The 15,397-nt window shown below is 75.0% G+C and carries 11 protein-coding genes; 3 read left to right on the forward strand and 8 right to left on the reverse strand.

What is annotated here, in order from left to right; translation table 11 throughout:
• The first annotated feature begins 124 nt into the window (after nucleotides 1-124).
• Complete coding sequence (treZ, locus tag KME66_RS05110; RefSeq protein ID WP_216319444.1) at nucleotides 125-1,885, forward strand: malto-oligosyltrehalose trehalohydrolase; 1,761 nt, start codon at nucleotides 125-127, stop codon at nucleotides 1,883-1,885.
• Nucleotides 1,886-1,903: 18 nt separating this feature from the next.
• Here treZ and KME66_RS05115 read toward each other — a convergent pair whose 3' ends face one another.
• The gene (locus KME66_RS05115) at nucleotides 1,904-3,052 is read right to left on the reverse strand and encodes an aminopeptidase P family protein (RefSeq protein ID WP_216319447.1); all 1,149 of its coding nucleotides are present in this window, start codon (nucleotides 3,050-3,052) and stop codon (nucleotides 1,904-1,906) included.
• Between the two features lie 429 nt (nucleotides 3,053-3,481).
• Nucleotides 3,482-4,156, reverse strand: coding sequence for a nucleoside/nucleotide kinase family protein (locus KME66_RS05120; protein WP_216319450.1), 675 nt, complete (start codon nucleotides 4,154-4,156; stop codon nucleotides 3,482-3,484).
• 113 nt (nucleotides 4,157-4,269) lie between these two features.
• Here KME66_RS05120 and KME66_RS05125 point away from each other — a divergent pair, with 113 nt between their 5' ends.
• Both KME66_RS05125 and KME66_RS05130 read left to right on the forward strand, forming a co-directional pair.
• Nucleotides 4,270-4,662 (forward strand): VOC family protein, encoded by a 393-nt coding sequence (locus tag KME66_RS05125; RefSeq protein WP_073221157.1) that lies wholly within the window; start codon nucleotides 4,270-4,272, stop codon nucleotides 4,660-4,662.
• A 61-nt stretch (nucleotides 4,663-4,723) separates the two neighbouring features.
• On the forward strand, nucleotides 4,724-6,001 hold the full coding sequence (locus tag KME66_RS05130; RefSeq protein WP_216319454.1) for a low temperature requirement protein A: 1,278 nt from the start codon (nucleotides 4,724-4,726) through the stop codon (nucleotides 5,999-6,001).
• Between the two features lie 232 nt (nucleotides 6,002-6,233).
• On the opposite strand, the gene KME66_RS05135 is transcribed toward KME66_RS05130, so the two are convergent.
• From KME66_RS05135 to KME66_RS05160, 6 genes are all read right to left on the reverse strand, one after another.
• On the reverse strand, nucleotides 6,234-7,160 hold the full coding sequence (locus KME66_RS05135) for a LysR family transcriptional regulator (RefSeq protein ID WP_073221151.1): 927 nt from the start codon (nucleotides 7,158-7,160) through the stop codon (nucleotides 6,234-6,236).
• A 93-nt stretch (nucleotides 7,161-7,253) separates the two neighbouring features.
• On the reverse strand, nucleotides 7,254-8,456 hold the full coding sequence (locus KME66_RS05140) for a glycine C-acetyltransferase (protein ID WP_073221148.1): 1,203 nt from the start codon (nucleotides 8,454-8,456) through the stop codon (nucleotides 7,254-7,256).
• Nucleotides 8,457-8,526: 70 nt separating this feature from the next.
• Nucleotides 8,527-9,555: an L-threonine 3-dehydrogenase gene (gene tdh, locus KME66_RS05145; RefSeq protein ID WP_216319456.1), complete on the reverse strand. Its 1,029-nt coding sequence runs from the start codon at nucleotides 9,553-9,555 to the stop codon at nucleotides 8,527-8,529.
• A gap of 254 nt (nucleotides 9,556-9,809) precedes the next feature.
• On the reverse strand, nucleotides 9,810-12,236 hold the full coding sequence (locus tag KME66_RS05150; RefSeq protein ID WP_216319459.1) for an ABC transporter substrate-binding protein: 2,427 nt from the start codon (nucleotides 12,234-12,236) through the stop codon (nucleotides 9,810-9,812).
• 1 nt (nucleotide 12,237) lies between these two features.
• Entirely contained in the window at nucleotides 12,238-14,424 is a 2,187-nt protein-coding gene (locus KME66_RS05155; protein ID WP_216319462.1) for a bifunctional serine/threonine-protein kinase/ABC transporter substrate-binding protein, read from the reverse strand.
• A 9-nt stretch (nucleotides 14,425-14,433) separates the two neighbouring features.
• A complete protein-coding gene (locus tag KME66_RS05160; protein WP_216319464.1) occupies nucleotides 14,434-15,177 on the reverse strand; it encodes a hypothetical protein in 744 nt (247 codons plus the stop codon).
• Between the last annotated feature and the right edge of the window lie 220 nt (nucleotides 15,178-15,397).

Here is a 15,397-nt window from a genome sequence, read left to right on the forward strand (position 1 = left end):
CGCCGGGCAATGATCAGGACCAGACCTTAATGGCCGGTGGCGGGCGGCAACAGAGCCTGTCGCGAGGATCGTGGAGCCCGCCCGGGGCGGCCGCGCGCCCTCGCCCAGGGACGAGGAGTGGTGGATGCAGTTCGAGGTGTGGGCCCCCGACGCGGACTCGGTCGTGCTGGAGGCGGCGGACGTACGGTCCCCGATGGAGCGTGACGCGGGGCGCGAGGGCTGGTGGACGGCTCGGGCGGAGGCCTCGGACGGGGACCGGTACGGCTTCCGGGTGGACGACGGCCCCCTGCTGCCGGACCCCCGTTCGCGGCGTCAGCCGGACGGGCCCGACGGCCCGAGCGCGGTCGTCGACCAGGAGGCGTACGCCTGGCGCGACGGCTGGGCGGGGCGGCGGCTGAACCGGGCCGTGCTGTACGAGCTGCACGTGGGGACATACACCCCGGAAGGCACGTTCGACGCGGCGGCGGCCCGGTTGGGCCATCTGGCGGAGCTGGGGGTCACCCATGTGTCGCTGATGCCCCTCTGTCCGTTCCCGGGCGTCAACGGCTGGGGGTACGAGGGCGTCTCGCTGTGGGCGGTGCACGAGCCGTACGGCGGACCCGAGGGGCTGAAACGCTTCGTCGACACGGCGCACGGGCTGGGGCTCGGGGTGGTCCTGGACGTCGTCCACAACCACCTGGGGCCCTCCGGCAACCACCTCCCCGCCTTCGGCCCGTACTTCACCGACACCCACCACACCCCGTGGGGCGCGGCGGTCAATCTGGACGCGCCGGGCTCGGACGAGGTGCGGGCGTTCCTGATCGGCAGCGCCCTGGCCTGGCTGCGCGACTACCGGCTGGACGGGCTGCGGCTCGACGCGGTGCACGCGCTGGCCGACACCCGGGCGCTGACCTTCCTGGAGGAGCTGGCGGCGGCGGTCGACGCGCTGGCGGTGGAGCTGGGACGGCCGCTGGGGCTGATCGCCGAGTCCGATCTCTGCGATCCGCGCACCACGACCCCGCGTCCGGCGGGCGGTCTCGGGCTGCACGCCCAGTGGAACGACGACTTCCACCACGCCCTGCACACCGCGCTCACCGGGGAATCCCAGGGCTACTACGCCGACTTCGCACGGGCGCCGCTGGCCGCCCTCGCCAAGACGGTGACGTCGGCGTTCTTCCACAACGGGACGTGGTCCAGCTTCCGGGGCCGGACCCACGGCCGCCCGGTCGACGTGTCCCGCACCCCGGCGCACCGCTTCGTCGGCTACGCCCAGACGCACGACCAGATCGGCAACCGGGCGCTGGGCGACCGGCTGGCCTCCGCGCTCTCCCCCGGCCTTCAGGCGTGCGCCGCCGCGCTCGTGCTGACCGGCCCCTTCACCCCGATGCTGTTCATGGGCGAGGAGTGGGGGGCGCGCACCCCCTGGCAGTTCTTCACCGACCACACGGACCCGGAGCTGGCCGAGGCGGTGCGCAACGGCAGGCGGCGGGAGTTCGGGGCGCACGGCTGGGCCGAGGAGGAGATCCCCGACCCGCAGGACCCCGCGACCCGGGACCGGTCCTGCCTCGACTGGTCGGAGCCGGAGCGCGAACCGCACGCACGGCTGCTCTCCTGGTACCGCGAGCTGATCGCGCTGCGGCGGACGCTGCCCGATCTGCACGATCCGGATCTGGCCTCGGTGAAGACCGCGTTCGACGAGGAGGCGCGGTGGTTCGCCTACCGCCGAGGGGATCTGCGGATCGTGGTGAACCTGGCGGACGGGCCTGCGGCGATCCCGCTCGGCCTCGGTCGCCACCGGCGTTCCGGAGGGCGGGTGCTGGCGGCCTGGGAGCCGGTCGGGGCACCGGGGCCGGACGGGGTGCTGCATCTGCCGCCGGAGTCCTGTGTGGTCCTCGCGGACGACTGAACTCCCCTCCCTGCGCCGCTACTCCACGACGGCGAGCTCACGGCCGGTGGTGTTGAGGCGTCGGCCGCCGTCCTCGGTCACCGCCACGATGTCCTCGATCCGGACGCCGAAGCGGCCGGGGAGGTAGATCCCCGGTTCCACGGAGAAGCACATGCCGGGGACGAGCGGCTGCTCCTCGCCCTCGATCATGTAGGGCGGTTCGTGGGTGGTGACGCCGATGCCGTGGCCGGTGCGGTGGATGAACCGGTCGCCGTAGCCGAACTCGGTGATCACCGCGCGCGCGGCCCGGTCGATCTCCTGGCAGGCGACGCCGGGCCGGACGGCGGCGCAGCCCGCCCGCTGGGCCTCGCGGACGATGTCGTGGACCCGCTGCTCCTCGGCGGTGGGTTCGCCGACATGGACCGTACGAGAGGTGTCGGAGCCGTAACCGTGCTTCAGGCCGCCGAAGTCGAGGACGACCATGTCGCCGCGCTCGATGGTGCGTTCGCCCGCCTCGTGGTGCGGGTTGGCTCCGTTGGGGCCCGATCCGACGACGGTGAAATCGACCTGGGAATGCCCGAACTCCCGCAGCAGCGCCGCGAGATCCATGGCCACGTCGACCTCCCGGCGTCCGGAGAAGCGCACCCTGAGGATTTCCTCGTACGTGGCGTCGGCGGCGGCCCCGGCGGCGGCGAGCCGTTCCAGCTCGGCGGCGTCCTTCACGGCGCGGAGCATCGGGAGGGCTTCGGTGAGCGCGGTGTAGGAGGTTCCGGGCAACTCCCGCTGAAGGCCCAGGAGATGCATCGCCCAGGCGTTGTCGCTGACCCCGAAGCGGCCCTCGGCGTCCAGCAGCGGGGCGGTCACCCCGTACGGGTCCTTGCCGTCGGTCCAGTCGCGCAGCGTCAGCGCGGGCGCCCCGGTGGCGGCGGCCGCGTCGGGGGCCTCCAGGGTCGGGACGACCAGCACCGGGTCGTGGCCGGCCCGCAGCACGAGGAGGGTGAGGCGCTCGGTGCTCACCGGGCGGTAGCCGGTGAGGTGGACGAGGTCGGGCCCCGGCGCGACGATCACCCCGGCGAGCCCGGCCTCGGCGGCGGACTCGGCGGCCCGCGCCATCCGGGCCCGGTAGTCCTCGGCGGTGAAGGGCTGGGGTGCGGCGGACGGCTGGGCGGACGGGCTCGGGCTCGGCATCAGGGCCTCCTGGCGGTGCGACACGGCACACAGCATCCTGCCCGTACGGCGTGGCGCACGCGACCGCCTTCCTGCCGCGTGTCCGGGCACGGGCGTGCGCGACCGCTTTCCCAGGCGGCGATTACGGCCACGGGCGTACGCGAGCGCCTGCCCGGCCGACGCGCCCGGCCCCGGCGTGTCCGCGTCCCGCTTGCGGGCGCTCGCGGGACACCGGCGTGCGCACGACCGGCTTCCGGGCGCCATGGCGGTGTCGGTCTGCCCACGACCGGCTTCCGGTTCGCCAGGCCCCCTTCCGTGCCTGCGGTCGGCTTGCGGTTCGGCAGGCCCTCTTCCGTGGCCGCGGTCGGCTTGCGGGCCGGCGCCCGCGGTCAGATCGCGGCCGACGTGCCCGGCTCCGACGCGTCCGGCTCCGGCGTGCCCGGCCGGGCGTCAGCCGTCGGCCCTCGACCGCCGTCGCCCGTCGGGCAGCCGCACGATCAGGTCCGCCCGGTCACGGCCCCGCTCCACCAGCCGGGCGTTCGCCTCGTCGGACCGGGCCACCCACTCCTCGGCGTCGCGCCGGAGCCTGCCGTGGTGCACATGCCGGTCGACCAGCCGGCGCACCCGGACCTCGGGGTCGAGATCCAGGAACCACACCTCGTCCAGCAGCCCGCGCACCGGGGCCCAGGGGCCGTCGTCGAGCAGCAGGTAGTTGCCCTCGGTGACGACGAGAGGGACGTCCGGCGGGACCGGCAGCGACCCCGCGACCGGTTCCTCCAGGGACCGGTCGAAGGCCGGGGCGTAGACCGCGTGCACCGGGTCCGGCGTCCGCAGCCGCCGCAGCAGCGCCGCGTACCCGGCCGCGTCGAAGGTGTCCGGCGCACCCTTGCGGCCGGCGCGGCCGAGGCGGTCCAGCTCGGCGGCCGCCAGATGGAAGCCGTCCATGGGGACGAGGGCGGCGCGTCCGTCCAGGGCCGCGACCAGCCGGTCCGCCAGGGTGGACTTGCCGGCACCGGGCGGGCCCGCGATCCCGAGGATGCGCCGCTGTCCGGCGCCGGCGAGCGCACGGGCCCGGTCGTTCAGCGCGGCCCGGCCGCCGGTGCTCGTCGCGTCCACGAAGTCCATGCGGCGCATTGTGCCCGGCGGACGGCGACCGAAGCGTTAGTGTTACGTATAACTTCAACGTCCCGGCTCGCCCGCCCCTCCCCCGCGCCGTTCAGCCTCCCGAAAGGCCGCCCATGTCCCGCATCGCCCTGGTCACCCTGGTCGTCCGCGACTACGACGAGGCGCTCGCGTTCTACCGCGACGCGCTCGGCTTCGACCTGGTCGAAGACACCGACCGGGGCGACGGCAGCCGCTGGGTGGTGGTGCGCCCGCGCGGGGCGGCGGACGGCACGGGGCTGCTGCTCGCCCGCGCGAAGGACGCGGCGCAGGGCGCGGCCGTCGGGGCGCAGACGGGCGGCCGGGTCGGGTTCTTCCTGCACACCGAGGACTTCGCGGCCGACCACGCACGGATGCGCGCGGCCGGGGTGCGCTTCCTGGAGGAGCCGCGCCACGAGGCGTACGGCTCGGTCGCGGTCTTCGAGGACCTGTACGGCAACCGGTGGGACCTGCTCCAGCCCGCCGTCTGAGCCGTCGCCATTCGGCCCACAGCCGAGGCGCGGCACGACGCCCTCCGACGACCATGAGTGCATGGAGTCGAAGGAGTCCCCGGAGACGGGGAGCGCCGCGCCCGCCGAGCGGCACGCCGAATGGAACGAGCTGTTCTTCGACCTCGTCGTCGTCGCCGGGGCGGGCCAGCTGGCCCAACTGCTGCACGACGGACCGCATCTGACGGACCTCGCGCTCTACACGGTCCTCTACCTGGCCTTCTGGACCACCTGGGCCGGGATCGCCGTCTACGGGGACATCGCGGCCTCCGAAACCCGGCTCCGCACCCTGCTGCTCGCGATGTTCGGCATGGCCGTGATGGCCGCCTCCGTGCACACGGTCCGGTCCAGCCACGCGATCGCCTTCGTCGTCGCCTATGTCGCGCTGCGCTGGCAGGCGGGCCGGGTCTGGCAGCGCGGCAGCATCGTGGTGGACTGGCCGCTGGCCCAGTTCGGGGCGGGGGCCGTGCCCTGGCTCGTCTCGCTCTTCGTGGACACCCCGCTGCGCTACTGGCTCTGGGCGCTCGGCATCGCGCTGGACATCGTCACCCTGCTCATCTCCACCCGCGAGCGCGCCCTGCGCCGGGCCGGCGAACGCGCCGCACGCCGCCGCGGCGGCCGCCCGCCGCCGTGCCCCGCGCACGGACCGGTCGCCGGACCGCCCCGGATCGGCGAGTCGCGGATCGACACGGCGCACATGAGCGAACGGCTCGGCCTGTACGTGATCATCGTGCTGGGCGAGGGCGTCATCCAGATCATCAACGCGGCGTCGGAGCGGGACGCCTGGGACGGACCGCTCGCCGCCACCGGGCTCGGCGCGTTCGGGCTGCTGGCCTCGATCTGCGCGCTGAGTCTGATCTACGGCACCAACGGCATCCCGCACCTGCGCAGAGGCGCGCTCGCGCCGAGGCTGGCGATGCTGCTGCACGCCCTGATGACCGGCTTCCTGGTCGCTCTGGCGACCGCACTGGGATCAGCGATCACGCATGTCGACGACGTCCTGCCCGAGGAGCAGCACTGGCTGCTGTGCGGGGCGATGGCCGGGTACTTCGCGGCCGGCCTGGTGGCGGCGCTGCCGCTCGCGGACCGGTCCGACCGGCTCTGGCTCCTGGGCTGGGCACTGCCCTGCCTGACGGTCTCGGTCGCGCTGGCCCCGCTCGGCGTGGAGCTGCCGGCCTGGGTGACGATCTGGATCCTGGTGGCGCTGGTCTGCTGGCAGATCGCCTACGACCCGGGGCGGCCGGCCGGGGCGGCGGCAGGGCGCGGGTGGCAGGGGTTCCGGCGAACCGTACCCGGGGGGCGCCGGAACGGGGGCGCCTGAACGGGGGCGCAGGTCCCGGGGCACGGGTGCCGGTGGCACGGGTGCCGGTCAACCGTCCCAGGGGCCTCCTGGCCGGTGGCGCGGGCCCCCGTGGTGCGGGGCAAGCCCCCGGGGGACAGGCCGCCCGGGACAGACCTCAGGACGGACCGCCCGGAGCCGAGCCAGAAGGGCAGGCCGCCGACGTACAGGCCTCGGGCCGGACCACCCCCGGCCGAGGCCCGCGGCTCTCGGGTCACGACCGGGCGGCCAGGCCCGCTTCGCGCAGGGCCACCGTCTCCATCGCGTCCAGCACCGGCCGGATCAGCGGATGCCTCTCCGCCCCCTGGCGCACGGCGGCGAAGACCCGGCGGGTGGGGGCGCTGCCCTCGACCGGGCGGACGACCACCCCGGTCAGCTCCATCCCGCGCAGCGCGGAGCGGGGCACCAGGGCCACTCCGGCGTCGGCCCCGGCCAGGGCGACCACCGCGTGGAAGTCGTCCGACGAGTGGTCCAGGCGCGGGGCGAAACCGGCGTACTCGCAGGCCAGGACCACCACGTCATGGCAGGGGTTGCCCGGGTACGGCCCGATCCACGGGTCCTTCGCCAGGTCCGCGACGGCGACCTGGTCCTGGTCGGCGAGGCGGTGGCCCACCGGGAGCACGGCGTCGAACGGCTCCGAGTACAGCGGGACGCGGGTGAGCCTGCGGTCGTCCTCGGCCGGCGCGCCCCGGTATTCGACGGCGACCGCCACATCCACCTGCCGGTCCAGCACCATCGGCACGCTCGCGTCGCCCTCCGCGTCCTGGACCTTGACCCGGATGCCGGGCGCGGTGCGGGCCAGCTCGGTGAGGGCGGGGGCGAGGACGAGGCCGATGCCGGTGGCGAACGCGGCGACCGTGACCGTACCGGCGACGCCCGCGCTGTAGTCGGCCAGCTCCGCCTCGGCCCGCTCCAGCTGGGCGAGGACCAGGTTGGCGTGGCTCAGCAGGATCTCCCCGGCGGCGGTGAGCCGGGCCCCGCGCGATCCGCGTTCGACGAGGCGGTGGCCGGTCTCCTGCTCCAGGGCGGCGAGCTGCTGGGAGACGGCGGAGGGGGTCAGGTACAACGCGGCGGCGGCCGCGGTCACCGTGCGGTGGTCGGCCACCGCACGGAGGATTCGCAGCCGCCGCGCATCGATCATGTGCCCATTGTCCCAGGTGGCGGCGGAACCACCGACCCGGTCAGGCGCGAGCGCCGACCGGGTCGGGCGGGTCCGGGGCCCCGGGCGGGCCGGTCAGGCGCCTTCCGCCTCCAGGGCGGCCCGCGCGTCGACGAACGCGTCCACGGCACGGTTCACGTCGGCGGCGGAGTGCGCGGCCGAGAGCTGGACCCGGATGCGGGCCGCGCCCTGCGGCACGACGGGGTACGAGAAGCCGATCACGTACACACCGCGCTCCAGGAGCAGTTCCGCCATGCGGCCCGCCTGGCCGGCGTCGCCGATCATCACGGGGGCGATGGCGTGGTCGCCGGGCAGGATGTCGAAGCCCTCCGCGGTCATCCGGGTACGGAAGAGCTCGGTGTTCGCGGCGAGCTGCTCGCGCAGGTCCCCGGCGGACTCCAGCAGGTCGATGACCTTGAGGGAGGCCGCGGCGATGACCGGGGCGAGGGTGTTGGAGAAGAGGTACGGGCGCGAGCGCTGGCGCAGCAGGGCGACGATCTCCGCGCGGGCCGCGACGTAACCGCCGGAGGCTCCGCCGAGCGCCTTGCCGAGGGTGCCGGTGATGATGTCGACCCGGTCCATCACGCCGTGCAGTTCGGGGGTGCCGCGGCCGCCGGGGCCGACGAAGCCGACGGCGTGGGAGTCGTCGACCATGACCATGGCGTCGTAGCGGTCGGCCAAGTCGCAGATCTCCTGGAGCGGGGCGACGTACCCGTCCATGGAGAAGACGCCGTCGGTGACGATGAGGCGGCGGCGCGCCCCGGAGGCCTCCTTGAGCTGCGTCTCCAGCTCGGCCATGTCGCGGTTGGCGTAGCGGTGGCGCTTGGCCTTGGAGAGCCGGATGCCGTCGATGATCGAGGCGTGGTTGAGGGCGTCGGAGATGACCGCGTCCTCGGGGCCGAGCAGGGTCTCGAAGACTCCTCCGTTGGCGTCGAAGCAGGAGGAGTAGAGGATCGTGTCCTCCTGGCCGAGGAAGGCCGAGAGCCGCTGCTCCAGCTCCTTGTGGACCTCCTGGGTGCCGCAGATGAACCGGACCGAGGCCATGCCGTAGCCCCAGCGGTCGAGCGCCTCGTGGGCGGCGGCGACGACCTCGGGGTGGTCGGCGAGGCCGAGGTAGTTGTTGGCGCAGAAGTTGAGGACCTCGCCGGGGCGGCCGCCGGAGGTGACCTCGACGGTCGCGGACTGCGGGGTGCCGATCACGCGCTCGGGCTTGTGCAGCCCGGCGGCGCGGATCTCGTCGAGGGTGGTGCGCAGATCGTCGCGTACGGAGTCGAACATGCGGATTCCTTAAGAGATCAGGTAACGGACCAGGAGATCAGGTGGCAGACCGGTGGAGGCGCCGGGCGCGTCAGGCGGTCCAGTCGAGGATGACCTTGCCGCCGAGGCCGCTCGCCGCGTCGTCGAAGGCCGCCTCGAAGTCACGGAAGCCGTACCTGCCGGTGATCACGGGGCTGAGGTCGAGGCCGCCCTCCAGCAGGACGGACATGGCGTACCAGGTCTCGTACATCTCACGGCCGTAGATGCCCTTGACGGTGATCATCGAGGTGACGATGCGGGCCCAGTCGACGGCGAACTCCTCGGCGGGCAGGCCGAGCATGGCGATCCGGCCGCCGTGCGTCATGTTCGCGACCATGTCGCGCATCGCCTCGGGGCGGCCGGACATCTCCAGGCCGATGTCGAAGCCCTCGCGCAGGCCGAGTTCGCGCTGCCCGTCCGCGATGGTGTTCTCCGCGACGTTCAGGGCGAGGCTGACGCCGACCTTGCGGGCGAGGGCGAGACGGGCCTCGCTGACGTCGGTGATGACGACGTTGCGGGCGCCGGCGTGCTGGGCGACGGCGGCGGCCATGATGCCGATCGGGCCCGCGCCGGTGATCAGGACGTCCTCGCCGACCAGCGGGAAGGAGAGCGCGGTGTGCACGGCGTTGCCGAACGGGTCGAAGATCGCCGCGATGTCGAGGTCGACGGGGACCCGGTGCACCCATACGTTCGAGGCGGGCAGGACCACGTACTCCGCGAACGCCCCGTCCCGCCCGACGCCGAGGCCGACGGTGGAGCGGCAGAGGTGGCGGCGGCCGGCGAGGCAGTTGCGGCACTTGCCGCAGACGAGGTGTCCCTCGCCGCTGACCAGGTCGCCGGTGGCGATGTCGGCGACGTCGGAGCCGGTCGCGGCGACCTCACCGACGAACTCGTGGCCGAGGACCAGCGGGGTGGTGACCGCCTGCTGGGCCCAGCCGTCGTACGCGCGGATGTGCAGGTCGGTGCCGCAGATACCGGTGCGCAGGACCTTGATCAGGACGTCGTTGGGGCCGTACTCCGGCTCCGGCACGTCCATCAGCCACAGTCCGGGTTCGGCCTTCTGCTTGACGAGTGCCTTCACGGCGGTGGCTCCCTGACGTCGGTACGCGAGTGAATACCCCGGGCCGCGGGGCATGTCGGAGGACCCTGCGGCCCGGGGTGGTCTTGGGTGTCACCCCCCATGGTGGGGGTTCGGCGGGACGGGACGGAGCATCTCGGAAAGCTCCACGCGCCGTCCCCGGCCGTCACCGAAAAGGCTGCCGTACGGACGGGTCCCCGGTCCATCGAGGATTTCTTAAGCGCCGCCGCAGAAGATCTTCACACCTGGCCGGGGCTTCACCGACCGCTGCCGCCGGACGCCTCCCGGACCTCCCGGAACGGGCCGAGGAAGCGGGGGCGGCCCTGCTCGATCCGGTACAGGAAGATCCCGTTGTCGTACCGCACCTGGCGGATGGACGGACGGAAGGCGAGCCGACGCACGATCCCCCGGTGCTCGGTGCGCAGGAGCCGCCGAGCCATGCCGCCGCGGATCTCCCACGGACCGCCGGTGGTCGCGGCGGCACGGGCGATGAGGCCGACCGCGTCGTACGCCTCGGCGGCCCAGGTCGCCGGGGGTGCGCCGAAGCGTTCGCGGTGGGCGGCGGTGAACGCCCCGGCCGACGGGAGGGCCTCGGGGTCGGCGTAGGCCTCGGCGAAGACCCAGCCGTCGGCAGCCTCCCCCGCCTCGTCGAGGAAGGCGGGCCCCAGGGCGGGTCCGGCGGCGACCCGGCCGCCGGTGTAGCCCTCGCGGGCCAGTGCGGTGGCCAGGCGGGCGGCCCGGGTCGCGTCGCCGCCGGCGAACACCACGGCGTCCGCGCGGCCTGCCACGGCCTTGCGGGCGGTCGCGGCGAAGCCCGCGTCGCCCGGTGGCAGAACGTGTTCGGCGAGGGTGACGCCGGCGGGCGGGGTGTTGCGGAACCCGCTGCCCAGCTCTCCTGCGAGGCGGGCGCCGCCCCCGTCCTCGACGAGGAGGACGGGGGCGGCGGGACGCGTGTGGGCGACGTAGCCGATGAGGCCCGGGGTGAGCATGCGGTCGTACGGCCGGGTCACGCACAGGTGGGCGGCCGTCCCGGACGCCGTCGTGGAGCCCGCCGCGACGACGACGAGGGCGAGCTGTGCCTCGGCGTACCGCTGCACGACGTCGGCCGCGAGTACGGCGCCGGTCGGCCCGATCGTGGCGATGAGGCCGGGGGCTGCCCCCAGCCGGCCGGCCGCCCGAAGCGCCCGGTCCGGGTCCCCCGCGTCGTCCTCGGTCCGCAGGGCGAGGCGGAACGTCGTCCCGGCGCGGGCGTTGTGATCGGCGATCGCGAGCAGGACGCCGCGCCGGTGCGCGATGCCGGTGCCCCGGCCGGGCCCGCTGAGGTCGGCCTGGAGCCCGATCGTGTACGTGGGCGGTGCGCCGGCGCCCGGCCCGGCCCCGCCGGACCGCCGCCCGGCGAGCCACGCCGCGCCGGCGCCACCGGTGACCACGACGGCCGCGGCACCGCCCGCGATCAGGAACCTGCGCCGGGCGAGCCCCGCCGCCGGCCGTGCCGCCTCCTCGTCGGGCGGGGGGAAGGTGACGGGCGGCGGCGGCTCGGGGTCCGGCAAGGCGAGTGCCGCCGCGGAACGCTCGGCGACCAGCGCGGCGAGCCCGGGGGGTGCGAGCCAGGGCACCGAGGGCGTCGCGGTCTCCGCCTCCGGGAGCGGAGCGGTCTCCGGCTCCGAGGGCGTCGCGGTCTCCGCCTCGGGGGGCGGAGCGACCTCCGGCTCCAGGGGCGGAACGGTCTCCCGCTCCGGGGGCGGAGCCCGGTCCGGGGCACGCTCGGCACCCCCGCCCCCAGCCCTCCCCGGAGGGGCCTCGGCACCCCGCCGGTCCGGAGACGGGCGCCCAGCGCCATCGCCACCCCCGCCCGGAGCGGCCTCGGCTCCCCCGCCCGTAGCCCCGGCCCTCACCAGGTCGTCGCCGATCCGCCCCGCCGTCGGCCGGGCCTCCGGGTCCTTGCTCAGGCAGGCGGTGATCAGGGACAGCAGTTCGGGCGGCACCCCCGTCAGGTCCGGCTCCTCGTGGACCGTGCGGAACAGGACACCGGCCGCGCCCCCCTCCCCGAACGGCCGCCGGCCCGTCGTCGCGTACGCCAGCACGCAGCCGAGCGAGAAGACGTCGCACGGCGGGCCGACCGGGCCGGCCACCGCCTGTTCGGGGGCGAGGTAGCCGGGCGTGCCGATCACCGCGTCGGTGGCGGTGAGCGCGGTGGCGCCCTCGTGCCGGGCGATCCCGAAGTCGATGAGGCGCGGGCCGTCGAGGGCGAGGAGCACATTGCCGGGTTTCACGTCGCGGTGGACCAGCCCGGCCTCGTGGACCGCGACGAGGGCCTCCGCGAGCCGGCACCCGAGCGCCCGGACGGTGATGGTCGGCAGGGGGCCGCCGGCCGCCACCACCTGGGCCAGGGAGGGCCCGGGGACGAACGCGGTGGCCAGCCACGGCTCGCGGGCCTCGGTGTCCGCGCCGAGCACCGGGACCACCCACGGACCCTCGACCCGGCCCGCCGCCCCGGCCTCGCGCCGGAAGCGGGTACGGAACCCCGGGTCGGCGGCGTGTTCGGCCCGGATCACCTTGACCGCGGCGAGCGCCCCGCCCGGCGAGCGTGCCAGGTAGACCACTCCCATACCGCCGGCGCCGAGCCGGGCGAGGGTGCGATGGGGGCCGACGGTGCGGGGGTCCTCCCGGGTGAGGGGCCGCACGTCAGCTCTTCGGCTCCGGCTGCCCGGCCGCGCCGAGGTAGCGGAAGCGGCCGTCCTCCACCCGGTACACGTGGGCTTCCTCGCCGACGAGCTGCTGCCCCTCCTCGTCGAACGCATAGGTCCGGGAGACGCCTTCGTACCGGGAGGCGGCGATCGCGGCGGTGAGCCGGGTGCGGACGGGGTGGCCGTCTCCGGAGGCCCCGGCGCTCGGCTGCGCGCTCGCCGTCGCCCGGCCGGCCAGGGCGGCCAGTTCACGGGCGACGAGACCGGCGGCGTCGTAGGCCTCGGCCGACCACGCCGCGGGCTCGGCGCCGAAGCGTTTGCGGTGGGCCTCGGCGAACGTCGCGGCGGCCGGGGCGCTCGCGTCGGTGAAGGGTGCGACGAACTCCCAGCCGTCGGCCGCCGCGCCCGCGCGCTCCAGGAACTCCCGTCCCATGGCGGTGTGCTGGGCCATACGCGGTCCGTCGAAGGAGAGGCCCCCCAGGACGCGGGCGACCCGGGAGGCGCCCGCCGCGTCGCCGGCGTAGAAGAGGGCGTCGCTGCGGTGGGCGAGGAGGTCGGCGACGACCGGTTCGAAGGCGCTCGTCCCGGCGGGCACCACACGGGGGTGGGTGGTCCCCGTGGTGAGGCTGGGCGTCATCAGGTTCGCGGCGTAGCCCGCCTGATAGGCGGCCTGCCCGCCGGCGCGGTCGATCAGGATGCCCAGCCGCTCGGTGCCGGGGTGCGTCAGGAGGCGGTGGACGATCGGCATCGAGAGGGACGCGTAGGAGGGACCGGCCTGGAAGAGCGCGCCGTTGGCCCGGGGCGGGAAGACGATCTGGAGGGCCGACACCGTCAGCACCGGCAGGGTCGCTTCGTCGTACGTGGGGAGCGCGGCGACGGCCGCGGCGTCACTCGTGGGACCGATGACCGCCGCGACCTCCGGGTCGCGGGTGAACTCCTCGGCGACGCGGGCGGAGCGGGTGGGGTCCCCCGTGTCGTCCAGGACCTTCACGGCGAGCCGGAAGGGCTGGTCGCCGGTGGAGTTGAAGCGGTCGACGGCGAGCCGGACGCCCCGCTCCTGGGCTCGCCCGGCGGCGCTCAGCGGTCCGGTCAGGTCGGCGTGCACGCCGACGATCCAGCGGCGTCCGCCCGGTTCCCCGTCCGGGCCGCCGGCGCCGGAGCGGTCGGCGCCGATGCGTACGGCAGTGAGGGCGCCCGCGCCGAGGGCCGCGGCGCCGCCCGCCGCGTAGAGCAGGAAACGCCGTCGGCCGGGCGCGGGTTCCGGCGGGCGGGGCTCCTCGGCGACGGTGGCGTCGATGCCGGGCAGGGCGAGCACGGCGGCGGACCGGTCCGCGATGATCCGGACGACGTCCTCGGGCAGCCAGGTGGCTCGCTCCCCCGTGGGCGCGTCCTCGGTCATCAGCCGGTCGAGAGCGGACGCGGACGGGCGGGTGGCGGGGTCCTTGGCCAGACAGCGTTCCAGGAGTGCGCGCAGCCGGGGCTCCTCGACGCCGTCGAGGTCGGGCGCGTCGTGGACGGTCCGGTAGAGCAGGGCGTCGGCCGGCCCCGTGCCGAACGGCGGGCGGCCGGTGGCCGCGTACCCGAGGAGGCAGCCGAGGGAGAAGACGTCCCCGGCCGGTCCGGCGGTGCGGCCGGATGCCTGCTCGGGCGGCAGGAAGCCGGGGGTGCCGACGACGACTCCGGTGGCGGTCAGGGCGGTGGCGTCGGCCGCGCGGGCGATCCCGAAGTCGATCAGCCGGGGCCCGTCGGCCGTCAGCAGGACATTGCCCGGTTTGACGTCGCGGTGGACGAGCCCGGCGGCGTGCACGGCGGCCAGGGCGCGGGACAGCAGCCGGCCCAGCACCGTGACGCTGCGCACGGGCAGCGGACCGCACTGGGCGACGACGTCGACGAGCGTCGGGCCGGGGACGAACTCCGTTGCCAGCCATGGGCGTTCGGACTCGGTGTCGGCGCCGATGACCCGTACGGCCCAGGGACTGTCCACCCGGCGGGCGGCCTCGGTCTCGCGCCGGAAGCGGGTCCGGAAGTCCTCGTCCGCGAGACCGGGCAGGATGACCTTGATCGCGGCGAGCGCTCCGGAGTCGGTGCGCCCGAGGTAGACGACACCCATGCCGCCGGCGCCGAGGCGGCCGAGGAGCCGGTGACCGCCGATCCGGGCGGGGTCGGCGGGTCGCAGATCGTCCATCACCAGGCCTCAGTTCCGCTTCTCGACGGCGTTTTCGAGCCGGGACAGCATGACGCCCTGCGCCTTGCTGACCCATGCGTCGATCTCGTCCTTGGTGCGGCCTTCGGCTCCCTGGCCGGTGACGGCGACGGTGAGCTGGAGGGTCTGCGCCTGCTGCCAGGAGTAGTGGTGCGGCCCGCCCAGTTCGGAGCTCCGGTACTCCCCCACCTCGCTGAGGAAGTCCTCGGAGCTGCCCTGGCCGCTCTCGCCGCCGAAGAGCGCCCCGGCGACCAGTGATCCGATCGTCTCCCCCGCGCGAAGTTGCTGGGTGGGGCAGCGCATGCTCTCCTCGATCGACTCCGCCATCTCCCAGGCCGCGTCCTCGCGGGTGCGGTGGACGGTGACGACGGCCGCCAGGCGCACCGGCCCCTTGCCGGCCGCGGCCGGCGCCTCGAACGACCGGGTGAGGGTGGCCAGGACGCTGGGTGCGGGCTTCTGCCGGCGCCAGACGCAGTCCTCGCCGAGCACGGACCAGGTGGCCGGGTCGCTCTCGTACGGGCTCCGCTTCACGACTCCGGGGCCGAAGCTGTCGGGGCCGGCGATGACGCGGCCGATGAGGTCGCGCGCCTCGGCCCGGGACGCCGGGAGCCGGGCGGGGTCGGGGACGAACGTGTCCCCGGCGTCGGGGTCGCGGTCCGGGTGCGCGCTCGTCGAAGCATCCCCCTGCTCCGGGGCGTCCGCCGCCCCGGAGCAGCCGGCGAGCAGCACGGCCACCAGTGTCAGGGGCAGGGCGTACCGGCCCCTCCTTAACGGCACATGACCGGTCACAGCGTTTCCCCGTTCCTCTCGACGCCGCATCGATCATAGGTTCGCCCGCCGTGGCCAACAGAGTTCCGGGAAGGGACTGTTACCTCGTCGGGACCTGCGCGGGACCGGTGCCAGGTGTGCCGGTACCGCTCCGTAGGCCGGTCTCGTCCGGACGGTGCGGAGGTGC

Origin of the sequence: Streptomyces sp. YPW6, assembly GCF_018866325.1 — a bacterium.
Lineage (GTDB): Bacteria > Actinomycetota > Actinomycetes > Streptomycetales > Streptomycetaceae > Streptomyces.